Source organism: Pedobacter yulinensis (assembly GCF_003029735.1).
GTDB classification, from domain to species: Bacteria; Bacteroidota; Bacteroidia; order Sphingobacteriales; family Sphingobacteriaceae; genus Pedobacter; species Pedobacter yulinensis.
Map to the genome: position 1 here is coordinate 292,461 of NZ_KZ686268.1, position 12,594 is coordinate 305,054.

Genomic DNA, 12,594 nt, shown 5'->3' on the forward strand with positions numbered 1-12,594 from the left:
CTTGCTGCAGCGGCAAACCTCGCGGTGAGGAATCTGCGGCTTGCTGTTATCCTGCTGTAATCCATATTTGTGTCATTACAACCAGTCCAGGCGTTCCGTGCAGAAAGATTCCTTCACGCTACGCTTGAAAGCCACTTAAAATAAAAAAGCCGGATACTTTGCATCCGGCTTTTTTTGTTATTTACTTTTTTTATCCAGCAGCTCTGCCAGCTTGCTGTGAAGCGCTTCTTCGCGGAGCCCTTTGGCTACGATCTTTCCACTCGGATCGATCAGGAAGTTAGCCGGGATCGAGCGGATGCCATATTGTTTGGCTACTGCATTGTCCCAGAACTTCAGGTCTGACACCTGGGTCCAGCTCAGTTTATCATCGGCAACGGCCTTTAACCAGGCTTCTTTCTGGCCCGGGCGGTCCAGCGAAACACCAAGCACGGTAAATCCTTTGTCCTTGTATTTGTTATAGGCCGCTACAACATTCGGGTTTTCCTGCCGGCAGGGTCCGCACCACGAAGCCCAGAAATCAACAAGCACATATTTACCCTTGAAATCAGACAACTTAACCGGCTTGCCGTTGGCATCATTTTGCGTAAAATCCATGGCCATGCTGCCCACTGCAGTTTTCTTTGCAGCCGCAAAAGTATTTCCGATCTCTTTACCTATTTCACTGCTTTTCAGTTCGGGCGAAAGGGTATTGAAAGCCTGCTCGGCCGCTGTTGCATGATCCGGATCTGAGGCGAGCTGCGCCAGGGCGGTCAGGCTCAGGTAAGACTTCGGATGCGACTTGACAAAATTAAAATAAATGCCCGGAAGCTCTTTGGTAATGGCTTCGGCACGGGTCTGGAACCCTTCGAGTGTGGCGCGGTCCTTCTTCTTATCTTCGGCAAGCGCCATGTATTCCTTGTTCAGCGCTTCCATTTTCGTCGATATGGGTTTCATGGCCGCCTGAAGCTGTACATTTTCATTGTTGATCACTGAACCCGTGATCTTTGCATTTTTAAGCGAATCGGCCGTCTGAAGCTGGATTTTTCCCTGTTCAACAAAGAACGAAAGCATATCCACCTTTTCGCCAGGTGCAGGCCGCTCACCCATCGGGTTCCGGTTCAGAACAAGCGTAGCGCGCGAAGGATGATTTACCTTTCCGCTGAAGTTGAAAGTTCCGTTCTGAACGGTTGTCGAATCAAGCTTATTCCCTTCGGCATTCTGATAAACCAGGAAAACCTTATCTCCCGCCTTCAGGCTCTTTGCATTGCCGGCTATGGTGAAATTGTTTTGCGCCGATAGGGCAAGGGGAGCCATACAGGCAACAAACAAAAATATTTTTCTCATGTGTACGTATTTAACTGCTTAGATTTCAAAGGTAAGTACTGCAGCGCATAAAAAAGAATGACTGCAGTGTTTACCATTTATAAAACGCATATTCTGCTATTCAAGTATCCCGCTTGATCACCCTGGCTACACTGCTACAAACTCAGCCACATCTACCAATATTAACATACTTATGGCTGAATATAACTCAACATACCCAGCCATAACTCTATAAAGTTACACAGTTATGGCTGGATACTATCCCATATACTTCTTATCTTTATCAGGGAATTCTGATATGAAAAAACATCAGCAGCCGGAAATCATTGGCCGGAAAGCCGAGCAGGACCTGTTGGCACAGGCACTGCAGCAACCTGAGGCGCAGCTCCTGGCGGTCTATGGCCGCCGGCGTGTGGGCAAAACATACCTGATCAGGAAGTTCTACAGCCGGCAGCTGCTGTTTGAATTTTCAGGTGTACACAACGGGGCCACCAGGTCGCAGCTGGAGAACTTTGCTCATGCACTGAAACAGGCAGAAAACATGTCCTTGCCCCCGGCAGTTCCCACAAGTTGGGGCCAGGCGTTTCAGTCGCTTCAAGACGTGCTGCAACCCAAGCTGAAAAAGAAAAAAGGCGTTGTATTCCTGGACGAATTTCCCTGGCTCAACGCGCCCCGCTCGGGATTCCTGAGTGCTTTTGAGTTCTTCTGGAACAACTGGGCATCGAAACAGCCGAACCTTGTTATCGTGATCTGTGGTTCTGCCGCCTCCTGGATGATCCAGAAGGTGGTAAACAACAAGGGAGGCCTGCACAACCGCATCACCAGAAAGATCCGGCTTCTGCCTTTTACCCTGAATGAGACTGCAGATTTTCTGTCTGCCCGGAAAATTCGCCTGGACCACTACCAGATTGCACAGTTGTACATGACTATGGGCGGCATTCCGCATTACCTGAAAGAAGTAGAACCCGGACAAAGCGCTGCGCAGGCCATAGACCGCAGCTGTTTCAGCAAAGACGGACTGCTGCGTCAGGAGTTCCAGAACCTTTATCATTCCCTGTTCAGCAATGCGCAGGCACACATTGCCATTGTACGTGCACTGGCGGCAAAACCTTCTGGCCTGACCAGGAACGAAATCATCGAAGCTTGTGCGCTGAAAACGGGCGGAACAACCTCACTTTTGCTGGATGAACTGACCGAATCAGGCTTCATTGCCGCCTACATTCCGTTTAACAAAAGCCTGCGCGACCGGATCTATAAGCTGTCTGACGAATACACAGCCTTTTATGTCAAATTTATAGAACGGAGCAGGGCCATGGGCCCGGGCACCTGGCTGAAAATGATGAGGAGCCAGTCCTGGAAAAGTTGGAGCGGACTTGCATTTGAAAGCCTTTGTTTGAAACACGTTTCTGCCCTGAAGGCAGCCCTCGGTATTGCCGGTATTTACACGGAAGAATCTGCATGGCGGTTTACCGGCCGGAAGGAAGTGGCCGGCTGCCAGGTCGACCTGCTTATCGACAGAAGCGATTCCTGCATCAGCCTTTGCGAAATGAAGTTCTCAGACGGGCCTTTTACCATTTCAAAAGAGTATGCTGCCGTACTGACGCACAAAAGGCAAACGTTTATTTCTGAAAGTAAAACCCGGAAAACCGTTTTCCTGGCAATGGTAACGACCTTCGGTGTAAGCAGCAATGTTTACAAAGCCAGCCTGATTCAGAATGAAATCACACTTGAGGACCTCTTCAGCGCATCTTCCTGAAACAAATAAGGGGCGACATGGCTTTGCCACGGCACCCCCTGTCTGGTTATAAAGTTCTTCTTACTTGCTGGTCTTGCCAAGCAGCTCGGCCAACCTGGTCTGCAGTTCCTCGCCGCGGATGTTCTTCGCTACGATCTTACCTGAAGGGTCAACCAGCAGGTTTTGAGGAATGGCCTGAATGCCATACATTTTTGATACCTCGTTCTGCCAACCCTTAAGATCAGAGACCTGTGTCCAGTTCAGTCCGTCTTTTTCAACAGCTGCCAGCCAGGCGTCTTTCTGACCCGGAAAATCAAGCGATACGCCAAGCACGGTGAAATTGCGGTCTTTGTATTTGTTGAAGGCGGCTACCACGTTCGGGTTCTCTGCACGGCAGGGTCCACACCACGAAGCCCAGAAATCAACCAAAACATACTTACCTTTGAAGTCAGACAGCTTAACCGGCTTCCCGTTCGGATCGTTTTGTGTAAAATCGGTAGCCATAGAACCGACCATACGCTTTCTTGCACCGTCGATCATCATGGCAATATCCTTACCCAAACCGGTTGCCCGCACACTTTCACTAAACTTCAGGTACTCCGGTTCTACTGCTGCCGGGTCAATGTCGTAACCCATTACACTGCGATAGGCAGTCAGGCCGATCAGGGAATTGCGATTCTCTTCAGCAAATTTTTTGTTGAGCGGCTCGAGGGCCTTGTTGGCAGCTGCGTAACGTTCGCCAAAGCTTTTCTGAAATTCAGGTGCTTTCTTTTCTTCGGCCGTTTTGGCATTGTATTCGGCCATCAGGGCATTCAATTGATCCTTTGCCGGCTTCAGGAGGGCCTGCAACCGGACATAATCGTCATTTAAAGGTGATCCGGTAATTTTTGCTTTCTTAACCGAATCGGCTGATTCGATACGGATCTTTTTATTTTCCACATACAGGGACAACATGTCGGCCGCCTGTTTCCGGGCCTCTTCGTTTCCATGACGCAGGCGCAAACTGGCCTGAACGGGCGATTCAACGCGCCCTTCAAATTTGAACATGCCGTTTTTCAGATCGGCCGAGTCCGTATGCTGGGTACTCCCGATGCGGTAGGTCAGGTAAGCTTTTGCGGGCGCCTGAAGTTTACCGACTTTGCCTGTAATGGTATAGGTGGTCTGTGCCATCGATGCAACCGGCAGCAGGCAGGCAGCAGCTATAATGAATTTTCTCATGGTGGTGTGAATAAGCGATTTAGTAAACCAAATATAATGGTTTACAGTATTTTTCTGCTGGAGGAAGATAAAAAGATTTGTTATTGTGTGAACTGAATCCGGGATGACGGTGGACCAGGGATAAGGACCATTGCGCCGAAATACGCAGTCAACCCTGCCGGTTATTGCACAGAACCTGCCGGCCCGGACCTTAGCCCGATGGCGTTTGGCGGGCAAGCAACAACCCCTCGAATTTTTTAGCCACAAAAAAACCCGCGGCAGGCGCGGGTTTCAATATGATTAGGATTTGTTCTTACTGGAACTTTTTCGCATTGATCTTTCTCTCGTTCTCGGTCAGGTAAATCTTGCGCAAACGCATGCTGACAGGAGTTACTTCGATATACTCGTCTGCCTGGATGTATTCCATGGCTTCCTCAAGCGAGAATTTGATAGCAGGTGCAATACGGGTATTGTCATCACTTCCCGAAGCACGCATGTTGGTAAGCTGCTTACCTTTTACCACGTTAACAACCAGGTCATTGTCGCGAATGTGTTCGCCCATGATCTGACCTTCATAAACATCAACACCCGGGTCAACGAAAAAGCGGCCGCGATCTTGCAGTTTGTCAATTGAATAAGCCGTTGTCTGGCCTTTTTCCATCGATACCAGTACGCCGTTCAAACGGCCGGGAATCGTACCTTTCCAGGGTTCGTAAGACTTAAAGCGGTGGGCCATGATGGCTTCACCTGCGGTAGCGGTCAGCACGTTGTTGCGCAGTCCGATAATTCCGCGCGACGGAATTTCAAACTCCAGGTGCTGCAGGTCGCCCTTAGGCTCCATAACCAGCAGGTCGCCCTTGCGCTGCGTAACCAGTTCAATCACTTTACCTGATACTTCAGCAGGGACATCGACGATAAGTGTCTCGATCGGCTCGCATTTAACCCCGTCAATTTCTTTTACGATAACCTGAGGCTGTCCGACCTGGATTTCATATCCTTCGCGGCGCATGGTTTCGATCAATACAGACAGGTGCAGGATACCACGTCCGTAAACAAGGAAGGCATCCGGCGAATCGGTTTCAACTACCTTCAGTGCCAGGTTTTTCTCCATTTCCTTATACAGGCGTTCCTTGATGCGCTGTGAAGTCACAAACTTGCCTTCTTTGCCGAAGAAAGGCGAATTGTTGATCGTAAACAACATGTTCATGGTCGGCTCATCGATTTTGATAACCGGCAGTTGTTCCGGTTGATCGAAATCAGCGATCGTATCGCCAATATCAAAACCCTCAATGCCGACAACCGCACAAATATCGCCCGATCTTACTTCCTGAACTTTGATTTTGCCCAGGCCGTCGAAAGTATACAGCTCCTTAACACGGGATTTAACGATCTTGCCGTCACGTTTGATCAGGCTAACCGGCTGATTTTCTTTTACCGAACCACGGTGCACACGCCCGATGGCAATACGGCCTACGAACGACGAATAATCGAGCGAGGTGATCTGCATTTGCAGGGTACCTTCATTGGTCGGCGCTGCCGGAATATGCTCCAGAATGGCATCGAGCAACGGGAAAATATTGTCAGTTGGTTTGGTATAATCTGTACTCATCCAACCTTGTTTTGACGAACCGTAAATAACCGGAAAATCCAGCTGGTCTTCGGTAGCTTCAAGATTGAAGAAAAGTTCAAAGATCTGTTCGTGCACTTCTTCGGGCCGACAGTTTTCCTTATCGACCTTGTTCACAACCACAATCGGTTTCAAACCAAGTGAAAGCGCTTTCTGCGTTACAAACCGCGTTTGTGGCATGGCGCCCTCGAACGCATCGCACAGCAGCAATACCCCATCGGCCATTTTAAGTACGCGCTCAACCTCGCCACCAAAGTCGGCGTGACCCGGCGTATCAATGATGTTGATCTTCACGTCTTTGTAACGAACCGACACGTTCTTCGACACGATGGTGATCCCGCGCTCACGCTCCAGGTCATTGTTGTCGAGGATAAGGTCGCCGGTCTGTTCATTGTCCCTGAAAATGGAACAGGTGTGTAAAATTTTGTCAACCAGCGTGGTTTTACCGTGGTCAACGTGTGCTATAATGGCGATATTCCGGATATTCTGCATAACTGCGCTTCAAATAAGGCGCAAAGGTACAGCTTTTTATTTGCATTTCGATGTAAATCAGCGGAAAGTATCTTGCAGCAACGGCTGCTGCGCTGCTCCGGAACCCTGTGTGCCAGAGCCTGATGAGCAAAAACCTTTCTGCTGACGCCTGCAACAAAAGGGGGAGCCACTTGTTCTCTTCTGTGAATTGTTTAACTTAATATAAAATTAACCCTGTGCAGCATCAAACGGTTACGGTCTTCATTGCATCAGCTGCCGCCCGTCCGGCCCCGCAACCGCATGTTTGCTGAACATTTTGCTTCAATCGCCGTGTTACGTAAACTGTCTATCTGTTGGCAGGATGACGCCTGCGGCGGACAGAACCTATCCGGGCATCCGGCATCCGGCGAAGCCGAAACACTAAAAAAGAGACAGGCATGAATGAATTTACACTGGGCGTAGAAGAAGAGTACATGGTCATCGATCCCGCTACACGCGAACTGACCTCGCATCACCAGAAGATCGTCGAAGCCGCCCAGCGTATTCACAAAGACCAGGTCAAGGCCGAAATGCACCAGGCTGTGGTCGAAGTGGGGACGGGCATTTGCCGCAATACAGCCGAAGCCCGCCGGGAGATCTCGCAGCTTCGGCGTACCGTGGCCGGGCTTGCCGGCGACCTCGGCCTGTCTATCGGCGCCTCGGGCACCCACCCGTTTTCGCACTGGGAAAAACAGCTGATTACCGAGCATCCGCGTTACAATGAGATCGTCAATGAGCTGCAGGAAGCTGCCCGTTCTAACCTCATTTTTGGTTTGCATGTGCACGTCGGGTTCCAGTCGCGCGAACTGGCCATCCACATTGCCAACCAGGTACGGTATTTCCTGCCGCATGTTTTTGCCCTGTCTACTAACTCGCCATTCTGGGAAGGCCGAAACACGGGTTACAAATCGTTCAGGACAAAGGTTTTCGACAAATTTCCCAGAACCGGGATTCCGGACATATTTAACAGCATTGAGGACTATGACAATTATGTCAAACTGCTCATCAAAACCAACAGCATTGACAACGCCAAAAAGATCTGGTGGGATATCCGGGTACACCCGTTTTTTGAGACCATTGAATTCCGGATCTGCGACTGTCCGCTGCTGGTCGATGAAACGATGGCTTTCGTGGCCCTGTTTCAGGCGCTCTGCGCAAAACTGTACAAACTCAGGCTGCAGAACATGGAGTTTATCAGCTACTCACGTGCTTTGATCAACGAAAACAAATGGCGGGCCGCCCGCTACGGTATTGACGGTAAACTCATCGACTTCGGCAAGGAAATCGAAGTGAACTGCCGAAACCTGGTACTGGAGCTGCTTGATTTCGTGGACGATGTGGTCGATGACCTGGGCTGCCGTGAAGACATCAGTTACGTACACAAGATCCTGGAACAAGGCACTGGGGCCGACAGGCAATTGGCCATTTACCAGCAAACCGGTAACTTTGTAGCGGTTGTAGATTACATTACAGCCCAGACACTTGTGGGCACGATATAGCGATGAGCGAAAAAACAGAAAAAAGGGTCAGGCTGGCCATTATTGATCTGAACAATGGCGTACCGAACCAGGGGCTGCGGGGAATAGAAAATATTGTACGCGCATACCCTGCGGGCGGCGAATCTGAACTGGACGTGCAGATTTTTGATTTACGCAAGAAGGGTGAAATACCAGGCATCGGCCATGATATCTATATAGCAAGCGGCGGCCCCGGCTCGCCCTTTGACGGGGAGGACCAGCCCTGGCAGGCAGCTTTCTTTGGGCTTATTGATCAGGTTTTACAGTTTAATGCCGGTCATGGACCTAAAAAGAGCATGTTTTTCATCTGCTATGCCTTCCAGCTTGCCTGCCGCAAATTTGAGACGGGCACTTTAAGCAGGCGCCGGTCGAATGCGTTTGGCGTGTCTCCGGTTTGCATGACGTCTTCCGGACGATCTGAACCCTGTTTTGCGGGCCTTCCCGATCCTTTTTATGCCATAGACAGCCGTGACTGGCAGGTACTGGGTGCCCGGATAGCAGACCTGGAAAGCCGTGGCATGCAAGTACTTGCCATTGAAAAGTCCAGGCCCCACATCGACCTGGAGCGTTGTGCCATGGCCATACGCTTTACCCCGGAGCTGCTTGGCACACAATTCCATCCGGAAGCAGATCCATCAAGCGTTAAACTTCACCTGCAGCAGGAACCCCGCCGGTCGGCAATTGCAGCAGCCCGGGGGCAGGAGAAATACAACGACATGCTGCACCGACTTGACGATCCGGGCGGCATCTGTTTAACACAGCAGACCATTTTGCCCCGATTTCTTGATCGGGCACTGGCAGCTTTACACACACAACCGGCATGATTCCTGAGCAACGAGCCGCCTTTAACCGGTCATTTACCGTTGAAAAGTACCGGCGTTTTCTGGATAGTGTGGCGGCCGGTTATTGCCCTGTGCCGTTCAGGCTGGCAGAAACACCCGTTTTCATTCCCGCGCAGCTGCGTCTGCATCTGGAGCAGGCCGGCAAAGAACTGTTGTCGGTTATTTGCAGGGCTGATTTTAAAGAACTGACCAAACGGGCCATTCCTGATTCCTGGCAAATACCCAATGAAAACGGGCATCCACACTTTTTAACCTTTGATTTTGCCGTTTGCCAGGCAGAGGCTGGCCAGCTGTTTCCGCAGCTGATCGAAATGCAGGGTTTTCCCTCTTTATACGGTTTCCAGCAACACCTGGCAGATCATTTTCGCGGCATCTATGACATCGATTCGCAGCTCAGCCATCTTTTTGGCGGTCTTGACCGGCAGGCCTACCTCGCACAGCTGCGCGAAGTGGTTGTCGGTTCGCACAACCCGGAAGAGGTGGTGATCATGGATACAGATATACCCCGGCAAAAGACACTGATCGATTTTTTGGTGACGCGCCAGATCTGTGGCATCGGCATTGTTTCGCTTGAAGAAATCAGGCGGGAGGGCCGCGCATTGTATTACCTGCGCGAGGGACGCAGGATACCCATCAGGCGCATCTACAACAGGCTCATCTTTGATGAAATCGCTGCCAATCCGGGCGCCTTTATCAGTGAATTTGACCCGCGTTTAGAAGCAGATATAGAATGGGTAGCGCACCCCAACTGGTTTTACCGCATCAGTAAATTCACCATGCCGTTGCTGAACAGCACATACGTGCCGGAATGCCGCTTTCTTCATGAGCTGAACACCATTCCGCCAGATCTGGAGAACTATGTACTTAAGCCGCTTTTCTCGTTTGGGGGAGCTGGCGTAAACGTTGACGTGACGCAGGAAGATATTAAACGCATACCTGATCCTGAAAACTGGATTCTGCAGCGAAAAGTTGTCTACGCACCGGTTGTCCGCTCCCCGTCTGGCTTTGTGAAGGCTGAGATCCGCCTGCTTTATCTCTGGCCCGACGGAGGCCAGCCACAACTTTGCACAAACCTGGTGCGCCTGAGCCGGGGCCCTATGATCGGCGTGCGCTACAACCAGGACTGCGACTGGGTTGGTGGCACCATCGGCTTCATGGAATAGCTAAAGAGCGCAAGAATCGGGTAGGACTGCCGCCGCATGGCGGGTACCTTTGTTTACATAAAAGGAAGATCATGAAGACACAGGAAGAAATTAATTTTGAGCGCATTGCTGATGCCATTGCTTACCTGAAAGCCAATTTTTATGAGCAGCCATCACTTGAACGTGTTGCAGAACAGGTACACCTCAGTCCTTATCATTTCCAGAAATTATTCACCGACTGGGCCGGGGTAAGTCCGAAAAAATTCCTCCAGTATTTAACCATCGGTCACGCCAAAAAAATGCTGCAGCAGGATGTTTCCCTGTTCAGCGCCGCCCTGGAGAGCGGGCTTTCAGGAACCGGGCGGCTGCACGACCTGTTTGTGAGCATAGAGGGAATGACGCCGGGCGAATACAAGAACGGCGGTGAAAACCTGACGATCAGTTATCATTTTACCGATACGCCTTTTGGCCGTGCGCTGACTGCGGCTACGCCCAAAGGCATTTGTTTTCTGGCCTTTGTAGAGACTGATGAGGCTGCCCTGAACGATTTGCGGCAGCAATTTCCAAACGCCCGTTATGAACAGGCATTGGGTACGATACAACAAAATGCCATTCAGTTGCTGCTTAACAACTGGCAGGAGCCGGCCCTCGTCAAACTGCATCTGAAAGCTACGCCATTTCAACTCAAGGTTTGGGAAAGCCTGCTGAAAATTCCGATGGGCAGGCTGGGAACTTATGGCGACATTGCCCGGTCCATCGCCTTGCCCGGTGCATCGAGAGCCGTAGGCTCGGCCGTGGGCGATAATCCCGTCGCGTTCCTGATTCCCTGCCACCGCGTAATCCGCGCTACCGGCGTACTTGGGAATTACCGCTGGGGTCAGGCCAGAAAAGAAGCGATGATTGGCTGGGAGGCGGCGCAAACAGAAAACGCATTTGCCTCATGAACGGCCTTGAACAGCAGGTGGCCGCATTGCCCTGGTCAGCGCTGCGTACATCGCTCCATGAAAGAGGGTATGCCCGGGTACCCGGCTTACTGCCGGCGGCAACCTGTAATGCCCTTTCTGCAGGTTATGAAGAATCCGGACGTTTTCGCAAAACGGTGGTAATGGAGCGCTACCGTTTCGGACTGGGCCAATACAGGTATTTCAGTTATCCCCTGCCTGAGTCCATTGCGCTGCTGCGCCATGCGCTGTATGCCCGGCTGGTGCCGGTTGCCAACACCTGGATGGATGTGCTGGGTAAAGGAAAGCCCTACCCCGAAACGCTTGACTTATTCCGGGCGCAATGCCATGCCGCGGGGCAGCCCCATCCAACCTGCCTGCAACTGCGTTACGGGCCCGGCGGTTTTAACACCATGCATCAGGACCTGTATGGCGATCTTTTCTTTCCCATACAAGCGGTTCTTTTTTTAAAAGACCCGGTGCATGATTACCGCGGTGGTGAGTTCGTGCTGACCGAACAGATCCCGCGCGCGCAGTCAAAAGTAATCGTTCTGCAACCCGGCCAGGGCGACCTGCTCCTGTTTACCACCAGCTTCAGACCGGTTAAAGGCAGCAGAGGCTATTACCGGGTGGTCATGAAACATGGCGTAAGTGAGGTTACTGAAGGAGAACGCGAAACGCTGGGGATTATTTTTCATGACGCAGCCACCTGATGAAAGCACACCACAACCTTTCTGACGCCGAAGTTCGTGCAGGCATACACAATGGCCAGATTCGTTTTGCGGGCAATGCCCGGCTTCGGATTTATGGCACCCTGCATTGTATTTCAGGCAAACGCATGCTGCGCCGGAACCGGATGTTCTTTGTTTCTTTGCAGGAAGCGGCTGCCGCTGGTTACCGGCCGTGTGCACATTGTTTAAGAGTAGCCTATCTAAAGTGGAAAAATGGAACTGTTTAAGGCCGATCCGGCAACAAACCTGCTGCCATATGATGGCATAGTCAACTATTACGGCGCTGTCATGAACAGTCATGAGGCCGAGGCCCGCTACCGGCAACTGCACGCAGAAATTGACTGGCGCCACGATGAGGCCGTTGTTTTTGGACGCCGCATCACCACCAGGCGTATGGTGGCCTGGTACGGAGAAGAGGCCTACAGTTATACCTATTCCAATACCACCAAACAAGCACTTCCGTTTGTCCAAAGCCTGCTCGGCCTGCGGCAACTTGTCAGCCTCCATACCGGCGAACATTTCAATTCCTGCCTGCTCAACCTCTACCACGATGGTTCAGAAGGGATGGCCTGGCACAGCGACGACGAAAAAGAACTCGGCAGGGATACCACCATCGCTTCATTAAGCCTGGGTGCAGCGCGCAAATTCTCATTTCGTCATAAAAAGACCAGGGAAACCCTGTCCCTGACGCTGGAGAGCGGCAGCCTGCTTGTTATGCGGGGCAGCACACAAAGCCACTGGCTCCATTCGCTGCCCAAGTCTGCGCGGGTAACCCTGCCGCGCATTAATCTGACCTTTCGCAGCATCAGGCACCAGGTTTCCTGAATTTGACATCTTACAAACGGTTCGTTATGCAGCAAATCCTGATAATTCGTAACTTTGCGTTATGGACATCCAGAAGATCATCGTGGCCATTATTTTTGCCCTTGCCCTGTTCTACATTGGCAGGATGGTTTTCCGTTCGCTGCGCAGCAAAGAAGAGGGCTGCGGCGGCAATTGTAAATGTGGTGTCGACTTCTCCTCCATCCCGCCGGAAAAGAAAAAATAAAC

General features: G+C 51.2%; 12 protein-coding genes. 9 read left to right on the forward strand and 3 right to left on the reverse strand.

Annotation, left to right across the window (positions count from 1 at the left end):
- Nucleotides 1-177 precede the first annotated feature (177 nt).
- Entirely contained in the window at nucleotides 178-1,323 is a 1,146-nt protein-coding gene (locus C7T94_RS01250) for a TlpA disulfide reductase family protein (RefSeq protein WP_107212884.1), read from the reverse strand.
- Between the two features lie 277 nt (nucleotides 1,324-1,600).
- On the opposite strand from C7T94_RS01250, the gene C7T94_RS01255 reads away from it, so the two are divergent.
- Nucleotides 1,601-3,058, forward strand: coding sequence for an AAA family ATPase (locus C7T94_RS01255; RefSeq protein ID WP_107212886.1), 1,458 nt, complete (start codon nucleotides 1,601-1,603; stop codon nucleotides 3,056-3,058).
- A 60-nt stretch (nucleotides 3,059-3,118) separates the two neighbouring features.
- Here the strand turns inward: C7T94_RS01255 and C7T94_RS01260 are convergent, their stop codons facing one another.
- Complete coding sequence (locus tag C7T94_RS01260) at nucleotides 3,119-4,255, reverse strand: TlpA disulfide reductase family protein (RefSeq protein WP_107214613.1); 1,137 nt, start codon at nucleotides 4,253-4,255, stop codon at nucleotides 3,119-3,121.
- Between the two features lie 292 nt (nucleotides 4,256-4,547).
- Nucleotides 4,548-6,353, reverse strand: coding sequence for a translational GTPase TypA (gene typA, locus C7T94_RS01265; protein WP_107212888.1), 1,806 nt, complete (start codon nucleotides 6,351-6,353; stop codon nucleotides 4,548-4,550).
- A 416-nt stretch (nucleotides 6,354-6,769) separates the two neighbouring features.
- Here typA and C7T94_RS01270 point away from each other — a divergent pair, with 416 nt between their 5' ends.
- The 8 genes from C7T94_RS01270 to C7T94_RS01305 all read left to right on the forward strand — a co-directional run bounded on the left by C7T94_RS01270 (nucleotide 6,770) and on the right by C7T94_RS01305 (nucleotide 12,592).
- On the forward strand, nucleotides 6,770-7,870 hold the full coding sequence (locus C7T94_RS01270; RefSeq protein ID WP_107212890.1) for a carboxylate-amine ligase: 1,101 nt from the start codon (nucleotides 6,770-6,772) through the stop codon (nucleotides 7,868-7,870).
- Nucleotides 7,871-7,872: 2 nt separating this feature from the next.
- The gene (locus C7T94_RS01275; protein WP_107212892.1) at nucleotides 7,873-8,712 is read left to right on the forward strand and encodes a type 1 glutamine amidotransferase; all 840 of its coding nucleotides are present in this window, start codon (nucleotides 7,873-7,875) and stop codon (nucleotides 8,710-8,712) included.
- Nucleotides 8,709-9,893: a hypothetical protein gene (locus tag C7T94_RS01280; RefSeq protein WP_107212894.1), complete on the forward strand. Its 1,185-nt coding sequence runs from the start codon at nucleotides 8,709-8,711 to the stop codon at nucleotides 9,891-9,893. The genes C7T94_RS01275 and C7T94_RS01280 overlap by 4 nt, the downstream gene beginning before the upstream one ends.
- Before the next feature lie 71 nt (nucleotides 9,894-9,964).
- Nucleotides 9,965-10,816 (forward strand): bifunctional transcriptional activator/DNA repair enzyme AdaA, encoded by an 852-nt coding sequence (locus C7T94_RS01285; RefSeq protein WP_107212896.1) that lies wholly within the window; start codon nucleotides 9,965-9,967, stop codon nucleotides 10,814-10,816.
- Nucleotides 10,813-11,526 (forward strand): 2OG-Fe(II) oxygenase, encoded by a 714-nt coding sequence (locus tag C7T94_RS01290; RefSeq protein ID WP_107212898.1) that lies wholly within the window; start codon nucleotides 10,813-10,815, stop codon nucleotides 11,524-11,526. Before C7T94_RS01285 ends, C7T94_RS01290 begins: the two co-directional genes overlap by 4 nt.
- The gene (locus C7T94_RS01295; protein ID WP_107212900.1) at nucleotides 11,526-11,771 is read left to right on the forward strand and encodes an Ada metal-binding domain-containing protein; all 246 of its coding nucleotides are present in this window, start codon (nucleotides 11,526-11,528) and stop codon (nucleotides 11,769-11,771) included. The genes C7T94_RS01290 and C7T94_RS01295 overlap by 1 nt, the downstream gene beginning before the upstream one ends.
- Nucleotides 11,758-12,369 carry an alpha-ketoglutarate-dependent dioxygenase AlkB family protein gene (locus C7T94_RS01300; protein WP_107212902.1) on the forward strand — a complete coding sequence of 204 codons (612 nt, stop codon included), beginning with the start codon at nucleotides 11,758-11,760 and terminating at the stop codon, nucleotides 12,367-12,369. The genes C7T94_RS01295 and C7T94_RS01300 overlap by 14 nt, the downstream gene beginning before the upstream one ends.
- Nucleotides 12,370-12,430: 61 nt before the next feature.
- Nucleotides 12,431-12,592 carry a FeoB-associated Cys-rich membrane protein gene (locus C7T94_RS01305; protein ID WP_107212904.1) on the forward strand — a complete coding sequence of 54 codons (162 nt, stop codon included), beginning with the start codon at nucleotides 12,431-12,433 and terminating at the stop codon, nucleotides 12,590-12,592.
- Nucleotides 12,593-12,594: the final 2 nt, after the last annotated feature.

Coding starts and splice junctions, on each gene's coding strand:
- C7T94_RS01250 (WP_107212884.1), bottom strand. CDS start 1,323: ATGAGAAAAATATTTTTGTTTGTTGCCTGTATGGCTCCCCTTGCCCTA.
- C7T94_RS01255 (WP_107212886.1), top strand. CDS start 1,601: ATGAAAAAACATCAGCAGCCGGAAATCATTGGCCGGAAAGCCGAGCAG.
- C7T94_RS01260 (WP_107214613.1), bottom strand. CDS start 4,255: ATGAGAAAATTCATTATAGCTGCTGCCTGCCTGCTGCCGGTTGCATCG.
- typA (WP_107212888.1), bottom strand. CDS start 6,353: ATGCAGAATATCCGGAATATCGCCATTATAGCACACGTTGACCACGGT.
- C7T94_RS01270 (WP_107212890.1), top strand. CDS start 6,770: ATGAATGAATTTACACTGGGCGTAGAAGAAGAGTACATGGTCATCGAT.
- C7T94_RS01275 (WP_107212892.1), top strand. CDS start 7,873: ATGAGCGAAAAAACAGAAAAAAGGGTCAGGCTGGCCATTATTGATCTG.
- C7T94_RS01280 (WP_107212894.1), top strand. CDS start 8,709: ATGATTCCTGAGCAACGAGCCGCCTTTAACCGGTCATTTACCGTTGAA.
- C7T94_RS01285 (WP_107212896.1), top strand. CDS start 9,965: ATGAAGACACAGGAAGAAATTAATTTTGAGCGCATTGCTGATGCCATT.
- C7T94_RS01290 (WP_107212898.1), top strand. CDS start 10,813: ATGAACGGCCTTGAACAGCAGGTGGCCGCATTGCCCTGGTCAGCGCTG.
- C7T94_RS01295 (WP_107212900.1), top strand. CDS start 11,526: ATGAAAGCACACCACAACCTTTCTGACGCCGAAGTTCGTGCAGGCATA.
- C7T94_RS01300 (WP_107212902.1), top strand. CDS start 11,758: ATGGAACTGTTTAAGGCCGATCCGGCAACAAACCTGCTGCCATATGAT.
- C7T94_RS01305 (WP_107212904.1), top strand. CDS start 12,431: ATGGACATCCAGAAGATCATCGTGGCCATTATTTTTGCCCTTGCCCTG.